Consider the following 17019-nt stretch of genomic DNA (forward strand, 5'->3'; position numbering starts at 1 on the left):
TCGATCCAGCCCCATCGACCACTCGCTCGACGGCGCCCGCGCCGTTCTGCTGCCGTCGATGCCGCTGCCGAGGTGGAGTGAGGCCCGTTCAGCCGCTCTTGCGTCGGAACTCGCGCTTGTGCTCGGCGGGACCCTGCGTGTGGTTCGCGCCGCCGCCGCCGTCGAGGTGCGCTTCGCCCTCACGCTTCTTGGACGCGTTGTTCTTGCGATCGAGCGCCTCGCGGAACTTGCGCTTCGTCTCCTCGGAGGGGCCCTGTGTGCTCTGCTCGTCGGAACTCATGCATTCGAGTTTGCCACGGATGCCGCGGTCTCGCGCACCACGCGACGCGGCGCCGACGGCGCGCTGCAGGCGACATCCGCTGTTCGCCGGTCGAAATCGCGCGCTCTGCTAGCATTGAAACGGTGGCTCGATGGGTTGCCGTCGTCTGATGTGCCGTGAACCGGCGCTTGCCTGTACGGGCGCAGACGCACAATCGAATATCGAGCACTGTGTTCGCGATGGGCCCTGTGCTCACTCGAGCACTTGGAGCAGGCCGGCAGGAAGCTGGTCCCCTGTGGTGGATTACCAAGCCGGCCGGTTTGGTGGACTTCTACTGGTGGCCAGCGTGAACGCATCGATCGATGCGATTCGTATTGCCTGTTCCTGCTCCTCTGTATGAGTCGCGCCCACACGGGGTGCGACGGTAAACAAAGGAGACGACCTCTTGGAAGGTCCAGAAATCACGTTCGCCGAAGCCGTCATCGACAATGGCAAGTTCGGCACCCGCACCATCCGCTTCGAGACCGGCCGTCTCGCCCAGCAGTCGCAGGGCTCCGCCGTCGCCTACATCGACGAAGAGACCATGCTGCTCTCGGCGACCTCGGTCTCCAAGCAGCCGAAGGAGCACTTCGACTTCTTCCCGCTCACGATCGACGTCGAAGAGCGTATGTATGCCGCAGGGCGCATCCCGGGCTCGTTCTTCCGTCGCGAGGGTCGCCCCTCGACCGAGGCGATCCTCACCTGCCGCCTGATCGACCGCCCCCTGCGTCCCTCGTTCGTCGAGGGCCTCCGCAACGAGGTGCAGGTCGTCATCACCGTGCTCGCCATCGAGCCCGACGAATACTACGACGTGCTCGCGATCAACGCGGCGTCGCTCTCGACCCAGCTCTCCGGCCTGCCGTTCTCCGGTCCGGTCGGCGGCGTTCGCGTCGCCCTCATCGACGGCCAGTGGGTCGCCTTCCCGAAGTACTCGCAGATCGAAGACGCCGTGTTCAGCATGGTCGTCGCCGGTCGCGTGATCACTGAGGCCGACGGCTCGCAGGATGTCGCGATCATGATGATCGAGGCCGAGGCCACCGACAACGCGTGGAACCTCATTCAGGCAGGCGGGATCAAGCCCGACGAGGCCGTCATCGCGCAGGGCATCGAAGCGTCGAAGCCCTTCATCAAGCAGCTCGTCGAGGCGCAGCAGCACGTCGCGAAGACCGCTGCGAAGCCCACCGCCGACTACCCGACGTTCCCGCCCTACCAGGCGGAGACGAAGAGCGTCGTCGAGGCGTTCGCACTCGAAGAGCTCAAGGGCATCTACAAGATCGCCGAGAAGGTCGCTCGTCAAGACGCCGACGACGCGCTCAAGGCTCGCGCCAAGGAGCACGTCGCAGCGAAGGTCGGAGCGGGCGAGCTGCCCGAGTCGGCCAACGCCGAGGTTTCCGCCGCGTACAAGTCGGTCACGAAGCACGTCGTGCGTTCGCGCGTGCTCGAAGAGGGTGTGCGCATCGACGGCCGCGGGCTCGCCGACATCCGCCCGCTCGACGCAGAGGTGCAGGTCGTGCCTCGCGTGCACGGCTCGGCCATCTTCCAGCGTGGTGAGACCCAGATCCTCGGCGTCACGACGCTGAACATGCTGAAGCTCGAGCAGTCGATCGACTCGCTGAGCCCGGTCACCAAGAAGCGCTACATGCACAACTACAACTTCCCGCCCTACTCGACCGGTGAGACCGGTCGTGTCGGGTCGCCGAAGCGTCGCGAGATCGGGCACGGCGCACTCGCCGAGCGCGCGCTCGTGCCCGTGCTGCCCACGCGTGAAGAGTTCCCCTACGCGATCCGCCAGGTGTCCGAGGCTCTCGGCTCCAACGGCTCGACATCGATGGGCTCGGTCTGCGCCTCGACCCTCGCACTGCTGAACGCGGGTGTGCCGCTGCGCGCTCCCGTCGCCGGCATCGCGATGGGGCTCATCTCCGACACCGTGAACGGTGAGACCCGCTACGCGGCGCTCACCGACATCCTCGGCGCCGAAGACGCCCTCGGCGACATGGACTTCAAGGTCGCCGGCACGTCGGAGTTCGTCACCGCGATCCAGCTCGACACGAAGCTCGACGGCATCCCCGCCTCGGTGCTCGCCGGCGCGCTGACGCAGGCGAAGGACGCCCGCACGACGATCCTCGCCGTGCTGAACGCGGCGATCGACGGTCCCGACGAGATGGCCCCGACCGCGCCCCGCGTGATCTCGGTGCAGATCCCCGTCGACAAGATCGGTGAGCTGATCGGCCCGAAGGGCAAGACGATCAACGCGATCCAGGATGAGACCGGCGCCGACATCTCCATCGAGGAGGACGGCACCGTCTACATCGGCGCGACCGACGGTCCGTCGGCCGAGGCAGCCCGCGCCCAGGTCAACGCGATCGCGAACCCGACGAACCCCGAGGCCGGCGAGCAGTTCCTCGGAACCGTCGTCAAGATCGCCGCGTTCGGTGCGTTCGTCTCACTGCTCCCGGGCAAAGACGGCCTGCTGCACATCTCCGAGGTGCGCAAGCTCGCCGGTGGCAAGCGCGTCGAGAACGTCGACGACGTGCTCGCCGTCGGACAGAAGATCCTCGTCGAGATCACGAAGATCGACGACCGCGGCAAGCTCTCACTCGCCCCGGTGATGGCCGAAGATGCCGACACCAGCGGTCGCGAGACCGACGGCACGCACGCCGAGGCTCCGGCCGAGGGTGCCGACGTCGACGCGTAGTTCGCGCCGGTTCGTCGCCTGAGCGACGACACGCGGATGCCCCGCCCGACACGTTCGGGCGGGGCATCCGTCGGTTTACGGGGTATCCGTCGTCTCAGCAGTCGTCGACATGTGCACAATCCGGGGTGCGGAGGTGTCGCGGTCGCGAGACGCCGCGCTCGGACCCGATACGCCGCAGGCCGACCTGAATTGCGCGCACCCGCAGCAGGGCGGGGGAGAACGTCCGGTCGATGTCGATCTCAGTGTCAGCTCACCGGGGGTAGCCCGGCGCGCCGCATCGACTCCGCGTTGTCGGCGACGGCGCGGCGCGCCTCGCCTCGAAGCGCGATGAGTTGCGTGAGTTCGTCGCGTGTCGGGCGGGCGGACGCGCGACGTGCGCCCCAGCTCTCGAGCGCGCGGCCAGCACGGACGGCGAGGCCGGGCACCCCGGTGGGGAAGACGGGGCGGGAGGTCGGGCCTCCCAACGTTGCGGTGTTCATGATGATTCCTTCTCGGTCGGTGCGGGAGTGAGCTCGCCCCGCACGAGTGGGAACGCGTTGATGTGGAGCTGCACCGGGCGCGCGCCCGGTGTCGGTGTGCGCTTGTAGGCGTCGAGGTACCTCTTGAGAACGACGTCGAGATCGACGACGAGCGCATGCAGTTGCTCGGCCGTCAGGCGCACGTTGATCGTGTCCGAGGTGGCGACGTCGAGCCACTCGGCTCCGAAGACGTGTTCTCCCTCGGCGAGGTACTCGTGGAAGTTCCGTTCGCGGGTGCGGTACCACTCGTCTTCCAACATGCGCACCGCGAGCCGTTCGGCGCTGCCTGGCGGCAGCCTCCGGGCATCCGGGACCGTGATCGCCCCCGGTCGGCGCTCCCACCAGCGCTCGCGACCCTTGCCCCGGGTCTCGTCTTCGCGTACGAGACCCGCGCGCTCGAGCTGGCGCAAGTGGTAGCTCGTTGCGCCGCTGGACTCGTCGAGACGCGCGGCGAGGCCACTGGCGGTGAACGGCCCGTACGCCGAGAGCTCGTCGTAGATGCGCACACGGAGCGGGTGGGCGAGGCTCTTCAGGCTCGAGCTCGTGAGCATATGGTCGACGCCCGGGTGCCGCGTGCTGCTCGGCTGTCTTTCGAGGTCGTCGCCGTTCGTGTCATCCATGTTGCAAAGATAGCGTTGCAAAGAAACCTTTGCAAGGGTTTCTTTGCAACATGTCGATCACCGCTCGAGCAGTGGCCCAAGTCGGTAGGGGATGAGCTCGCCCATCGCGAGCGAGGTCTCGGTGCGCTCGACGCCGTCGATCGCGAGGATCTCGCCGTCGATGCGGAAGAGGTCGTGCGCGTCACGACAGACGACGCGCACCAGCAGGTCGATCGACCCCGAGAGGCCATGCGCCTGGATCACCTCGGGGATGCGGCCGATCTCGTCGACGACGTCGCCGAGGAGCTTCTGGCGCACGTGCACGGCGATGAACGCCTCGATCGGGTAGCCGAGCGGCGCCGGATCCATGCTGCGCTCGAACGACAGGAAGGCACCGGATGCCTCGAGCCGCGCCATGCGCGCCTGCACCGTGTTGCGCGAGAGGCCGAGCCCGTCGGCGAGTGCGACCACCGTCGCGCGAGGGTCGGGGGCGAGGGCGATGAGCAGCGCCTTGTCAACGGCGTCGTAACCGGTCATAATGCCACACGATAGCACTCAGATGCGCGCATGAACCGTGCAACATGCTCAACATGTCACAGGCTGGTTGAGCTGTGTGCCAGATCCACGTACGATCTGGGTATCCGGCAGAGCCGCCGGGCGCGGGCAGCCCACGAAGCGAGCCCGCCGACAGCGAGGATCGACGATGACCCCATCCGACCGAGACGCCACCGGGCTCCTCACGCAGCGCGAGTTCACCCGGCCAGACGACTTCGTGCAGCTCGTCAGCCCGACCGGCGAGCGCCGTTCGAACGCGGACTTCGACCCGTGGGTCGCCGATGTCGACCTCGAGGCCCTCGGCCGCCTCTACCGTGACATGGCGATCGTGCGGCGCATCGACACCGAGGCGACCGCGCTGCAACGGCAGGGCGAGCTCGGACTCTGGCCGCCGCTCGCCGGCCAGGAGGCGGCGCAGATCGGCTCCGGGCGTGCACTCCGCGACGATGACTTCATCTTCTCCAGCTATCGCGAGCACGCGCTCGCCTGGTGCCGCGGAGTGCAGCCGGCCGAGCTCCTCTCGGTGTGGCGAGGAACCGCGGCCTCGGGCTGGAACCCGTACGAGCACGGCATGGCCGTGCCTCAGATCATCATCGGCGCGCAGGCGCTGCACGCCACCGGCTATGCCATGGGCGCGGCTTGGGAGGGCACCGACACCGCAGCCGTCGCCTACTTCGGCGACGGCGCCACGAGCGAGGGCGACGTCAACGAGGCCCTTGTGTTCGCCGCCAGCTTCGACGCGCCGGTCGTGTTCTTCTGCCAGAACAACCAGTGGGCCATCTCCGAGCCCGTCGGGCTGCAGTCGAAGCAGCATCTCGCGCGTCGAGCCGATGGCTTCGGCATGCCGGGCGTGCGCGTCGACGGCAACGACGTGCTGGCCGTGCTCGCGGCGACCCGCATCGCCCTCGACCGCGCGCGACGGGGCGAAGGGCCCACATTCATCGAGGCGGTGACCTATCGCATGGGCCCGCACACGACGGCCGACGACCCCAAGCGGTACCGCACTGACGACGAGCTCGCCGAGTGGAGCGGGCGCGATCCGCTGTCGCGCGTGCTCGCGCTGCTCGAGGCATCCGGCGTCGACATCGCGAGCCTCGAACGCGACGTCACGGCCGAGGCCGACCGCGCCGCCGCCGAGCTTCGCGCCGCCATCACGACGATCACCGATCCCGAGCCGTTGACGGTCTTCGACCACGTGTACGCAGAGCCCAACAGCCACCTCGAGCGGCAGCGCGAGCACTACACGCGCTACCTCGCGATGTTCGACGCTGCGTCGACGGAGGGCAATGGGGATGCCGCGGCATCCGTCGCCGCCGAAGGAGACCCACGATGACCACACTCACGCTTGCAAAGGCGCTCAACTCAGGTCTTCGTCGCGCGCTCGCCGACGACGACAAGGTCGTGCTCATGGGCGAGGACATCGGCACGCTCGGCGGGGTCTTCCGCGTCACCGACGGCCTGAAGTCCGAGTTCGGGGCGAAGCGGGTCGTCGACACGCCGCTCTCCGAGGCAGGCATCGTCGGCACGGCGGTGGGGCTCGCGTATCGCGGCTTCCGCCCAGTCGTCGAGATCCAGTTCGACGGCTTCATCTACCCGGGCTTCGACCAGATCGTCGCCCAGGTCGCGAAGCTGCACTACCGCTCTCGCGGCAACGTGCGCATGCCGATCACGATCCGCGTGCCGTTCGGCGGCGGCATCGGCGCGGCCGAACACCACTCCGAGTCGCCCGAGGCGTACTTCGCGCACACGGCAGGGCTTCGGGTCGTGGCCTGCTCGAATCCGGCCGACGCCTACGTGATGATCCGTCAGGCCATCGCGAGTGACGACCCCGTGCTCTTCTTCGAACCGAAGCGGCGCTACCACGTGAAGGGAGAGGTCGACGAGGCGGCGAGCCTCGCCGACGCCCGACCCATGGGCGTCGCGACCACCGTCACCACGGGCGCCGACGTCACGCTCGTGACGTACGGCGCGCTCGTGCAGACCGCGCGCGACGCAGCGATCGCTGCCGCCGAGGACGGCGTTTCGATCGAGGTCATCGACCTGCGCTCGCTCGCGCCGGTCGACTACGCGACCGTCGAGGCTTCGGTGCGCCGCACCGGCCGCCTCGTCATCACCCACGAAGCGGGGCAACAGGGCGGCGTCGGCGCCGAGCTCGCGGCCTCGATCACCGAGCGCTGCTTCGAGTTCCTCGAGGCCGCGCCAGTGCGGGTCACCGGCCATGACATCCCGTATCCGCCGGCGAAGCTCGAGCGCCACCACCTGCCCGACCTCGATCGCATCCTCGACGGCGTCGACCGGGTCCTCGGGCGACCGAACTCGATGAGCGGGGCGACGGCGTGAGCACGATGATCAGAGCCTTCGCACTGCCCGACCTCGGCGAGGGCCTCACCGAGTCCGAGGTCGTCGCCTGGCGGGTCGCCGTCGGCGACCGCGTCGAACTCAACCAGATCATCGCCGACGTCGAGACCGCCAAGGCCGTGGTCGAGCTGCCGTCGCCGTTCGCTGGCGTCGTCACGGCGTTGCACGCGGCAGAGGGTGAGACCGTCGAGGTGGGCGCGCCGTTGTTCTCGTGCGACACGGGGGAGTCCGACGCTGCCGCGGTGCCGGATGCCTCGACCGCCACGCAGACGTCGATGCCGAAGTCGCCCGAGGCCAGCTCCGAAAGCGCTGCGTCCGATCCCGCGCCCGGCCCGAACCTCGTGGGCTACGGCGCCGCAGCGGAGTCGGGACCGAAGCGGCGCGCACGTCGCACGGCGCTCGTCGACGATCTCGTTCCGCCGCTGCCCGAGATGGCCGGGGTGCCCGCTGATGCCGCCCCCGACGCATCCGCGTCGCAGGCCGGTGCGGCCCGTCAGGCCGAGCGTCCACGCTCGACGCCGCCAGTGCGCAAGCTCGCCCGCGACCTCGGCATCGACCTCGAGACGATCACGGGCACCGGGGAGCGCGGACTGATCACGCGCGACGACGTCGAACGCGCGGCGTCCGGTCTCGCGATGCCGGTGCCCGACGACGTCTCGTCGCTCACTCCAGCGGGCTCGGTCGACGCGCCAGCGGAGACCCGCATCCCGATCAAGGGCGTGCGCAAGCACACCGCGGCGGCGATGGTTCGAAGCGCGTTCACGGCGCCGCACGTGACCGAGTTCCTTACCGTCGATGTGACGGCGACGATGGAGCTCCTCCGCGGCATCCGTGAAGATCGCGACCTCGCCAGGCACAAGGTGACCCCGCTCACGGTCGTCGCGAAGGCCGTGTGCCTCGCCACCCGCCGCACGCCCGAAGTCAACTCGCGATGGGACGAGGACGCGCAGGAGATCGTTCGCTTCGACGGTGTCAACCTCGGCATCGCCGCGGCGACCGAGCGGGGACTCGTGGTGCCGAACGTCAAGGGCGCGGGGCGCATGACGCTCATCGAGCTCGCTGACGCGATCGCCGCGCTTGCCGAGACCGCGCGTGCGGGCCGCACGACCCCCGCTGAGCTCACCGGCGGCACGATCTCGATCACGAACATCGGGGTGTTCGGTATCGACGCGGGCACGCCCATCCTCAACCCGGGCGAGGCGGCCATCCTCGCGATGGGGGCGGTGCGCCGCCAGCCGTGGGAGCACCGCGGCGAGATCGCGTTGCGCGAGTTGATGACGCTGAGTCTCTCGTTCGACCATCGTCTCGTCGACGGAGCGCAGGGGTCCCGGTTCCTCGCCGATATCGGCACGATCCTTCGTGAGCCGGGCCGCGCGCTGACCATGGCCTGAGAGTGGGCGTCGGCACCCTCTGGCGCAATCGACGCGGCGGCGGGAGGATGGACACATGGACGAACGCACCATCCTCTCGCCCGCCGACACTGCCGACGGGCTCGCCGGAACGGCCTTCATCCACGTCAAGGATCATTTGGTTGCCGAATATGCGACAGACGATTTCGCGAGCGCGGTGCGGCTCCTCGATGCCGTGGCGGTCGTCGCCGACGAGCTGAACCATCACCCCGATGTGCGGCTGGGCTGGGGCCGTGTCGAGTTCGAACTGACCTCGCACGATGTCGGCGGTGTCACCCCGCGTGACGTGTCACTCGCGCAACGCATCGGCGTGCTCGCGGCCGAGCAGGGCGCGCGCACCGCCAACTGAGCGCGCCGCGGCATCCGCCCGCTCTATTCGAGGATGTGGGTGAACTCCTCGATCTCGGTGCCGCGGGCGTTCGCGAACGCGACGTCGCCGCCCGTGCGGCGGAAGCCGAGCGTCTCGAGCAGGGCGATGGACGCGGCATTGTCAGCTGCGACCCGCGCCCGCACCGGCCGCTCGGAGAACGAGTCGAGGAAGAGCCGCATCGCGCGCGTCGCAATGCCTTCGTTCCAGTGCCCGGGGTCGATCCAGCAGGTGACCTCGGCGGTACCGTCTTCGAACCAGCGGGCGACGCTGCCCACGATGTCTCCGTCGGCTCGCACGGTGCGCGCATCGACCGTGGGGTCGTCGAACAACCGCTGCCAGTGGGCGTCGAACAGGGCGCGATCTCTCGAGTCGGTCGGGGTGAACGCGGCCATGCGCACGGCCACAGGATCTTGTTCGAAGCGGAACAGTGCGTCGAGATCGCCCACGCGGGTCGCGCGCAGGGTCACGACATGAGGCTCGCCCATGCCATTTCCTCCAGGATGCCGCGGACGGTGCCGTCGGCAGGTCTGCGCCCAGGGATGCGGGCGCTGTGCGGAGTGGAGTTCAGGAGACCGAAGGCGGCGTGTGCCCGGAACCTGAGCTCCGTCTCGGCCCGATCGGGCCGGAGTCTTTCGAGGGTGTCGACCCAGTGTTCGACGTACTGGCGCTGGAGGAGTCGCACTTCGTGCCGTGCGCCGACATCGAGTTGCTCGAGCTCCCGGTCTTGCACGAGGATGACGTCGGCGTCGCCGAGCGCGAAATCGACGTGGAATGCGATCAGCCTGTGCAGGGCGGATGTTGCGTCGGGCGTCTCGCCGATCACTCGCTCGGCGCCGTCGAGGAGTGTGCGGCTCGCACCCTGCAGGATCGCGGCGAGCACGGCGGCCTTACCGGGGAAGTGGCGGTACACCGCCGGGCCACGCACGCCCACGGCGGCGCCGAGGTCTTCGATCGTGACGCCCGCGTAACCTCGCTCGGCGAAGAGCGTGGCTGCTGCGGTGAGGATCGCCTGGCGGCGGTCGGCCTTCTGCCGGCTGCGCTCGGTCGTGACGACGGCTGCGGCTGCATCGACGTCGTCGACGTCGTCGTCGGTGGTGAAGCCGGTGTCGGCCTGATCGACCGCGCTCGAAGTGGTTGCCATCTCGGTTAATGCTCGCTAACATCGGGAATCGAGTTAGTGCACACTAACCGAAATTGCGCACCCGCACAAGGGGCCGCGCCGAGCTCGAAGGCGAAGCGGAATGGGCACTCTCCACAGCGGCATCGACCCCGTCAGTGAGGCGGCCCGCGCGAACGCCGCCGGGCACACGGTGCTCGAACGCGAACTCCGTGAGAAGGTCGCGACAGCTGCCGCCGGCGGCCCCGCGGCATCCCGTGAACGTCACGTCGCGCGTGGCAAGCTGCTGCCTCGTGACCGCGTCGATCGCCTGCTCGATGAGGGCAGCCCGTTCCTCGAGCTCTCGCCCCTCGCGGCCGACGGGCTGTACGGGGGAGACTCGCCCGGTGCGGGCATCATCACCGGCATCGGACTCGTGCACGGGCGTCCGGTACTCGTGGTCTGCAACGATGCCACGGTCAAGGGCGGCACCTACTACCCGATGACCGTGAAGAAGCATTTGCGCGCCCAGGAGGTCGCGAAGGAGCACCGGCTGCCGTGCATCTACCTGGTCGACTCGGGCGGGGCGTTCCTGCCCCTGCAAGACGAAGTCTTCCCCGATCGTGAGCACTTCGGTCGCATCTTCTTCAACCAGGCGCAACTCTCGTCGATGCGCATCCCGCAACTCGCCGCAGTGCTCGGCTCATGCACCGCCGGTGGCGCCTACGTGCCGGCCATGAGCGACGAGACCGTGATCGTGCGGAACCAGGGCACGATCTTCCTCGGCGGCCCGCCGCTCGTGAAGGCGGCGATCGGCGAGATCGTGACGCCAGAAGAGCTCGGCGGCGGCGAACTGCACTCGCGGGTCTCAGGGGTGACCGATCATCTCGCCGAAGACGACGAGCACGCCCTCGAACTCGTGCGCGACATGGTCGCGACCCTTCCAGCGCAATCGCCTCGCGCGTGGGTAGTGCGCGAGTCTCGCCCGCCCGCTGTCGACCCATCGACGCTCACGGCGGCCGTGCCGCTCGACGTGCAACAGCCCTACGACGTGCGCGAGGTCATCGCCCGCCTCGTCGACGGCAGCGAGTTCACCGAGTTCAAGCGCGAGTACGGCGACACGCTCGTCACAGGTTTCGCTCACATCGACGGACACCCCATCGGCATCGTCGCGAACAATGGTGTGCTCTTCAGCGAGTCGGCCATGAAGGGTGCGCACTTCATCGAGCTCTGCGACCAGCGCGGCATCCCGCTCGTCTTCCTGCAGAACATCTCGGGTTTCATGGTCGGTCGCGATGCAGAGTCGGGCGGTATCGCCAAGCACGGCGCGAAGATGGTCACCGCGGTCGCGACGACGCGGGTGCCGAAGTTCACGGTTGTGATCGGCGGTTCGTTCGGCGCAGGCAACTACTCGATGTGCGGGCGCGCCTACTCGCCGCGGTTCCTCTGGATGTGGCCGAATGCACGCATCTCCGTGATGGGTGGCGAGCAGGCGGCATCCGTACTCGCGACCGTCAAGCGCGACCAGCTCGCGGTGAAGGGCGAAGACTGGCCGGATGCCGCTGAGCAGGCGTTCAAGGATCCGATCCGGGCCCAGTACGATGACCAGGGCAGTCCGTACCACTCGACCGCTCGGCTGTGGGACGACGGCATCATCGCACCCGAGGACACGCGCACGGTGCTCTCCCTCGCTCTCGAACTGGCGAGTCGCACTCCGCTGCCCGAGCCCGCGTTCGGACTCTTCCGCATGTAGGGCGCGTCCGCGTCGGCGGCCGCGTTGGAGTCCGCTCCCGCGTCGTGGGTCGTGGGTCGCAGTGTGCCTGCCGAGAGTGCAGTTGGCGCCTCTTGAGGGGCGTTACCTGCACGTTCGGCGCGTCAGGTGCACTCGGTCACGAAGCGGATGCCGCGGCCGCCCGCTCGACCTCGCGCACGGCCTCATCGACGCCGCGGTTCCACGGCGTGCCGTGGCCGGGCAGCACCCAAGTGGCGCCGAGGCCCTCGAGGCGTCGGAGCGAGGCGAGCGCCTCGGCGGGGTCGTCGGTGAACGGGGACGGTTGCGGGCCGACCGCGCCGGTGAGCACGTGGCGGGTCGTGAGCGCGTCGCCGACGAAGACCGCGTCGGCGACGGGCACGTGGATCGCGATGCTGCCGGGGGAGTGCCCGGGCATCGCGATCACTTTCGGTGCGCCCGGCAGGTCGAGCACGTCGCCGTCATGCACGGCGACGACCTCGGTGAGGGGGGTGGTGCGAAGCCCGTTGTGCGTGAGCGCGTACCAGAGGAATCGCGCGGTCGCCCCGACCTTCAGATGACCCCACTCGGGCTTGGTCGAGACCTCGCCGCGAGCGCGAGCCGCGTCGGCCTCATGCACGTAGACGGGCACGCCATGATCGCGGCGCAGGCGCTCGGCGAAGCCGATGTGGTCGGTGTCGCCGTGGGTGAGTACGACGCCTCGGATGTCGTCGAGGGAGCGGCCCATCGTTTCGAGCTCGGCGATGAGTTCTCGCCACTGCCCGGCGAGGCCGGCGTCGATGACGGTGATGCCTTCGGGCGTGTCGACGAGGTAGACGGCAACGATATCGGAGCCGATGCGGTGGAGGGAGGGGCCGAGCTTCATCGTGATTCCTTGCAGTCAGGGTGTGCCTGGGTGACGATGGCTATGTTACATAGCTATGATGGCTACGGTCAATAGCCGTGATGAACGACGGATGGAGTTCCGATGCCGACACCCGACCGCACCTCGCTCGACGAGATCGTCGCCGCCGGGCGCTCCCTGCTCGAATCGGGCGGTCTCTCGGGCCTCACGATGCAAGCCGTCGCCGCTCGCGTCGGGGTGCGCGCGCCTTCGCTCTACAAGCGGGTCCGCAATCGAAGCGAACTCGTCTCACGCGTCGCCGAGGCGACCATCCGCGAGCTCGGAGACCGGCTCGATGCCGTCGCCGCGGTCGAGCCCGACTCGCGACGGGCGTTGGCGGCACTGGCGCGCGCGGTGAGGTCTTTCGCACGCGAGCGGCCGGTCGCATTCGGGCTCGTGTTCAGCCCGGGCGCCGATCTCGACCTCGATCCCGCGTCGCTCGTGCGGGCGAGCGCCACCGTGATCCGCGTCGCGGCCGAGCTCTCGGGCGAGGATCGCGCGCTCGATGCGGCGCGAACGGTGACCGCCTGGCTGAACGGGTTCGTCGCGATGGAGCTCTCGGGCGCGTTCCGCCTCGGCGGCGAGGTCGATCGCGCGTTCGAGTTCGGCATCGCGAGCCTCACGGACGCTCTGGCCTTGCGCGCGTGAGCCACGTCATGCCCGACTCTTGCCATTTCAGTTAGCGGGCACTAACATCGGATCCAGTTAATGCTCGCTAACCGTGAGCGTGCGAGGCAACGTCACAGGGAGGCCCCGATGGCCAGGCTCTTGAGCACGCCCGATCGGGCGGGAGAGCGGCCGTGTCTCCATTCCAGCGAGGCGTTGCGTCGAACGGGATCATGAACATCGCGGTCGGCTCGACTGGCTCCGGTGTGCCACGCTGCCCACCGGCAGAGGAAAGGACCCGCGCCCGATGAAGATCATCGTCCTCGTCAAGGAGGTCCCCGACACGTACGGGGAACGCAAGCTCGACCTCGAGACGGGGCTCGCCGACCGTGCCGCGAGCGAAGCCGTGCTCGACGAGATCAGCGAGCGGGCCCTCGAGGTGGCGCTGTCGTTCGCCGACTCTCACGACGACGCCGATGTCGTCGTCATATCGATGGCTCCCGAGAGTGCCGCCGCGACGATCCGCAAGGGTCTCGCGATGGGAGCGGCATCCGCAGTGCACGTCGCGGACCCCGCCTTCGCCGGAGCGGATCTCGGACTGACCGCCCGCGTACTCGCCGCCGCGATCCGCCGAACGGGGTTCGACCTCGTCATCACCGGCAACCTCTCGACCGACGGCAGCGGCGGCGTACTTCCCGCGATGCTCGCCGAACTGCTCGACGTGCCGAACGCGACCGCTCTCTCATCGATCGAGATCGCGGCCGACTCGGTGTCGGGTACGCGCACCACCGATGATGCCGCCATGCGCGTCAGCGCCACGCTGCCCGCTGTCGTCTCGATCACGGAGGCGCTCCCCAACGCCCGTTTCCCGAACTTCAAGGGCATCATGGCGGCCAAGAAGAAGCCGTTCGAGACACTGAGCGCGGCGGATCTCGGCATCGAGCTGCACGATCTCTCGGTCGCAGTATCGATCATGACCGCCATCGCCGAGAAGCCACCGCGTACGGCGGGGGTCAAGGTCATCGATGAGGGCGATGGCGGCACGAAGATCGCCGAGTACCTGATCGAGAACCGGCTCGTCTGAGAGAGGAATCCATGCCCGACTACCCCGCAGACTCGATCCTCGTCCTCCTCGGGACCTCGCCGAACGGTGAGCTCGCGACCAGTGCGGCCGGCCTTCTCGGCGCCGCCTCGCTCGTCGGCACGCCCGTTGCGCTCGCGGTCATCGCGCCCGGTCAGGCGCAGGCGCTCGCCGAGCAGGCTGCTGCTGCCGGGGCCGAGCGGGTGCTCGTCGTCGAGCAGACCTCGACGCAGTCTCAGCTCACGATCCCGTATGTCGATGCGCTCGAGGCCGCCACGGCGGCCGTCGCGCCCGACGCTGTGTTGATCTCGAACTCGATCGACGGCCGGGATATCGCGGGCCGCTTCGCCGCCCGCACGAGAGCCCCGATCGCCGTCGACGCGATCGGTGTCTCGCGCGACGACGAGGGCATCGTCGCTCGCCACTCCGTCTACGGCGGTGCGTACAGCGTCGGCTCGGCGGTGACGTTCGGACCGCTCGTCGTCACCGTGCGCCAGGGCGCCATCGACGTGCGTGCCGAGGCACGGCCCGTTGCGCTCGAGCCGCTCGACGTGCCGGCCTCGGGCGCAGCGTTCGCGGTCATCGAGTCGGTCGAGGCCGTGACCGAGGCGTCGAGCCGGCCCGAACTGCGGGGAGCGACGAGGGTCGTCTCGGGCGGTCGCGGCCTCGGCTCGGCCGAGAAGTTCGCGCTCGTCGAGGAGCTCGCCGACGCGCTCGGCGCCGCCATCGGCGCATCGCGCGCCGCTGTCGACGCCGGCTACATCCCGGTGAGCCACCAGGTGGGGCAGACCGGAGTCTCGGTGTCACCGCAGCTGTACATCGCGCTCGGCATCTCGGGTGCGATCCAGCACCGCGCCGGCATGCAGACCGCCAAGCACATCGTCGCCGTGAACAAAGACCCCGACGCGCCGATCTTCGAGGTCGCCGATTTCGGCGTCGTCGGCGATGTCTTCACCATCGTGCCGCAGCTCATGAGCGCACTTGCCGAGCGGAAGCGGTGACCAGTGGCCTCCCACGCGCGGAATCTGCGCCGCGGACTGCCCCGCCAGCGCGGCGGTGACGCTTGGCCTCCGCCCGGCGACGCGCCCGGCGACCTCGTCCCTGCGCCGACTGACACCCACGCGGCTGCTGCGGTGCCGGTTGCAGCGGCAACTGTTGCGTCGATGCCGGGAGCTCCTGCAGCCCTCGCACCGGGACCGGCACCGGCACCGGGACAGGGACAGGGATCGGGACAGGGACAGGGATCGGGATCGGATCTTCGCCTTCGAAGCGGGCTTCCGCGCGTGGCGGGTGGCCGGCCGTGGCCGGAGGCCCGCCAGGCTCCCAACGCAGCGACCTCCGAAGTGACCGATGCTGGGGCCGCAGCCGTCGCACCGCCCACGGGTGTCGGCGAGCCGACGGATTCGCCCGCCGTTCCGAAGCCAGCCACACGAGAGGCGGCCCCGGCCGCCGCGCCCGAGGCGGCGTCCGCCCGTGCAGTCCGGCGCGGGCTGCCGCGGGTCGCCGGGGGAGACCCGTGGCCGTCGTCGTCGACGTTCGCGCCGGCCGCAGCAGCCACTGCCGCCCCGGCGCCAGTCGCGGCTTCGGTACCAGCCGCTCCGCTTCCCGCGGCTGCCCTCGCCCCAGAACCAGCACTTCCCGCAGCAGCACCCGCGCCCGACGTTGCCGTTGCCGCGACCGTTCCCGAAATTGCTGCTGCCGAAGCGGCTTCGGCGCCCCCGGGATCCGCCGTGCCGCGCACGACCGAGCCCGCGACGCAGGAGAGCACCCCCGCGGCATCCGGTCCGAATCGATACGGCCCACTCACGCGAAAGCAGTGGGTCGGGGCATCCGTTGTCGGCATTCTCGCGATCATCGGCGCCGCGACCGTCGTCGTGCAGCTCACGCGGTGGTTCATCGGGCTGGACTTCATGCAGGACTTCCTCGTGACCTACCCCGGCGAGACGCACCTGCCCGACGGGGCGCCGGTGGGTCTGCCGGCGTGGCTCGGCTGGCAGCACTTCTTCAACGTCTTCCTCATCGTGCTCATCATTCGCTCGGGTCTCCAGGTGCGCACCGAGAAGCGACCGGCCGCCTATTGGACGCCGCGATGGTCGAAGGCCGGGCAGGGCAAGATCAGCCTGAACCTGTGGTTCCACCAGGCGCTCGACGTCCTGTGGCTGGTCAACGGCATCGTCTTCGTCGTGCTCCTGTTCGCGACCGGTCAGTGGATGCGCGTCGTGCCGACGAGTTGGGAGGTCATTCCGAATGCGATCTCGGCCGGCCTGCAGTATCTGTCGCTGAACTGGCCGCTCGAGCACGGGTGGGTCAACTACAACAGCCTCCAGGTGCTCGCCTACTTCGCGACGATCTTCATCGCGGCACCGCTCGCCGCGCTGACCGGCGTGCGCATGTCGGGGCTGTGGCCGAAGAACGCGACAACGCTGGGCCGGGTCTATCCCGTCGAGTGGGCGCGCGCCGTGCACTTCCCGGTGATGCTGTACTTCGTCGCCTTCATCGCGGTGCACGTCGTCTTGGTCTTCACGACCGGGGCGCTGCGCAACCTGAACCACATGTACGCGGCTCAGGATGCCGACAACTGGCTGGGCTTCTGGATCTTCGTCGCCTCTCTCGTGGTGATCGCAGCGGCGTGGGTCGCGGCTCGACCGACGGTGCTCGCCCCGATCGCGGGGATGTTCGGCAAGGTCGGTCGGGGCTGAGTCGGCGCTGGGCGCTTGTCATTTCAGTTAGCGACCGCTAACATCAATTCCAGTTAGTGCGCGCTAACTGGATGAGCGCGCAGGCAACGTCGCAGAGAGGCG

General features: G+C 68.9%; 17 protein-coding genes. 10 read left to right on the top strand and 7 right to left on the bottom strand.

Annotation, left to right across the window (positions count from 1 at the left end):
• Positions 1–88: 88 nt before the first annotated feature.
• On the bottom strand, positions 89–280 hold the full coding sequence (locus AC1C2U_RS15505) for a DUF5302 domain-containing protein (protein WP_495362655.1): 192 nt from the start codon (positions 278–280) through the stop codon (positions 89–91).
• 424 nt (positions 281–704) lie between these two features.
• Here AC1C2U_RS15505 and AC1C2U_RS15510 point away from each other — a divergent pair, with 424 nt between their 5' ends.
• On the top strand, positions 705–2993 hold the full coding sequence (locus tag AC1C2U_RS15510) for a polyribonucleotide nucleotidyltransferase (protein WP_495362656.1): 2289 nt from the start codon (positions 705–707) through the stop codon (positions 2991–2993).
• Between the two features lie 245 nt (positions 2994–3238).
• Here AC1C2U_RS15510 and AC1C2U_RS15515 read toward each other — a convergent pair whose 3' ends face one another.
• Genes AC1C2U_RS15515 through AC1C2U_RS15525 form a run of 3 tightly spaced genes read right to left on the bottom strand, consistent with a single transcriptional unit; the run spans position 3239 to position 4647 of the window.
• The gene (locus AC1C2U_RS15515) at positions 3239–3472 is read right to left on the bottom strand and encodes a hypothetical protein (RefSeq protein WP_495362657.1); all 234 of its coding nucleotides are present in this window, start codon (positions 3470–3472) and stop codon (positions 3239–3241) included.
• On the bottom strand, positions 3469–4131 hold the full coding sequence (locus AC1C2U_RS15520; protein ID WP_495362658.1) for an ArsR/SmtB family transcription factor: 663 nt from the start codon (positions 4129–4131) through the stop codon (positions 3469–3471). The genes AC1C2U_RS15515 and AC1C2U_RS15520 overlap by 4 nt, the downstream gene beginning before the upstream one ends.
• Positions 4132–4188: 57 nt before the next feature.
• Positions 4189–4647, bottom strand: a complete 459-nt coding sequence (locus AC1C2U_RS15525; protein ID WP_495362659.1) for an Lrp/AsnC family transcriptional regulator — start codon at positions 4645–4647, stop codon at positions 4189–4191.
• Between the two features lie 166 nt (positions 4648–4813).
• Here AC1C2U_RS15525 and pdhA point away from each other — a divergent pair, with 166 nt between their 5' ends.
• From pdhA to AC1C2U_RS15545, 4 genes are read left to right on the top strand one after another with little or no spacing between them, the layout of a single operon-like run.
• Positions 4814–5998 (top strand): pyruvate dehydrogenase (acetyl-transferring) E1 component subunit alpha, encoded by a 1185-nt coding sequence (gene pdhA, locus AC1C2U_RS15530; RefSeq protein WP_495362660.1) that lies wholly within the window; start codon positions 4814–4816, stop codon positions 5996–5998.
• The gene (locus AC1C2U_RS15535) at positions 5995–7005 is read left to right on the top strand and encodes an alpha-ketoacid dehydrogenase subunit beta (RefSeq protein WP_495362661.1); all 1011 of its coding nucleotides are present in this window, start codon (positions 5995–5997) and stop codon (positions 7003–7005) included. The genes pdhA and AC1C2U_RS15535 overlap by 4 nt, the downstream gene beginning before the upstream one ends.
• A 5-nt stretch (positions 7006–7010) precedes the next feature.
• The gene (locus AC1C2U_RS15540; RefSeq protein WP_495362758.1) at positions 7011–8414 is read left to right on the top strand and encodes a dihydrolipoamide acetyltransferase family protein; all 1404 of its coding nucleotides are present in this window, start codon (positions 7011–7013) and stop codon (positions 8412–8414) included.
• A gap of 55 nt (positions 8415–8469) precedes the next feature.
• A complete protein-coding gene (locus AC1C2U_RS15545) occupies positions 8470–8781 on the top strand; it encodes a 4a-hydroxytetrahydrobiopterin dehydratase (protein ID WP_495362662.1) in 312 nt (103 codons plus the stop codon).
• Between the two features lie 23 nt (positions 8782–8804).
• On the opposite strand, the gene AC1C2U_RS15550 is transcribed toward AC1C2U_RS15545, so the two are convergent.
• Positions 8805–9287 carry a GNAT family N-acetyltransferase gene (locus AC1C2U_RS15550; RefSeq protein WP_495362663.1) on the bottom strand — a complete coding sequence of 161 codons (483 nt, stop codon included), beginning with the start codon at positions 9285–9287 and terminating at the stop codon, positions 8805–8807.
• Positions 9266–9943, bottom strand: coding sequence for a TetR/AcrR family transcriptional regulator (locus AC1C2U_RS15555; protein ID WP_495362664.1), 678 nt, complete (start codon positions 9941–9943; stop codon positions 9266–9268). The genes AC1C2U_RS15550 and AC1C2U_RS15555 overlap by 22 nt, the downstream gene beginning before the upstream one ends.
• Before the next feature lie 100 nt (positions 9944–10043).
• On the opposite strand from AC1C2U_RS15555, the gene AC1C2U_RS15560 reads away from it, so the two are divergent.
• Positions 10044–11651: a carboxyl transferase domain-containing protein gene (locus AC1C2U_RS15560; RefSeq protein ID WP_495362665.1), complete on the top strand. Its 1608-nt coding sequence runs from the start codon at positions 10044–10046 to the stop codon at positions 11649–11651.
• Positions 11652–11787: 136 nt separating this feature from the next.
• Here AC1C2U_RS15560 and AC1C2U_RS15565 read toward each other — a convergent pair whose 3' ends face one another.
• A complete protein-coding gene (locus AC1C2U_RS15565) occupies positions 11788–12513 on the bottom strand; it encodes an MBL fold metallo-hydrolase (protein WP_495362666.1) in 726 nt (241 codons plus the stop codon).
• Positions 12514–12615: 102 nt separating this feature from the next.
• Between AC1C2U_RS15565 and AC1C2U_RS15570 the strand changes: the two genes are divergently transcribed.
• The 4 genes from AC1C2U_RS15570 (at position 12616) to AC1C2U_RS15585 (ending at position 16917) form a co-directional block, all read left to right on the top strand.
• Positions 12616–13179, top strand: a complete 564-nt coding sequence (locus AC1C2U_RS15570) for a TetR/AcrR family transcriptional regulator (protein ID WP_495362667.1) — start codon at positions 12616–12618, stop codon at positions 13177–13179.
• Between the two features lie 265 nt (positions 13180–13444).
• Complete coding sequence (locus AC1C2U_RS15575; protein WP_495362668.1) at positions 13445–14221, top strand: electron transfer flavoprotein subunit beta/FixA family protein; 777 nt, start codon at positions 13445–13447, stop codon at positions 14219–14221.
• A gap of 11 nt (positions 14222–14232) precedes the next feature.
• The gene (locus AC1C2U_RS15580) at positions 14233–15219 is read left to right on the top strand and encodes an electron transfer flavoprotein subunit alpha/FixB family protein (protein WP_495362669.1); all 987 of its coding nucleotides are present in this window, start codon (positions 14233–14235) and stop codon (positions 15217–15219) included.
• Positions 15220–15561: 342 nt separating this feature from the next.
• Positions 15562–16917: a cytochrome b/b6 domain-containing protein gene (locus tag AC1C2U_RS15585; RefSeq protein ID WP_495362670.1), complete on the top strand. Its 1356-nt coding sequence runs from the start codon at positions 15562–15564 to the stop codon at positions 16915–16917.
• Positions 16918–17019: the final 102 nt, after the last annotated feature.

Source organism: Agromyces sp. Y575 (assembly GCF_059445445.1).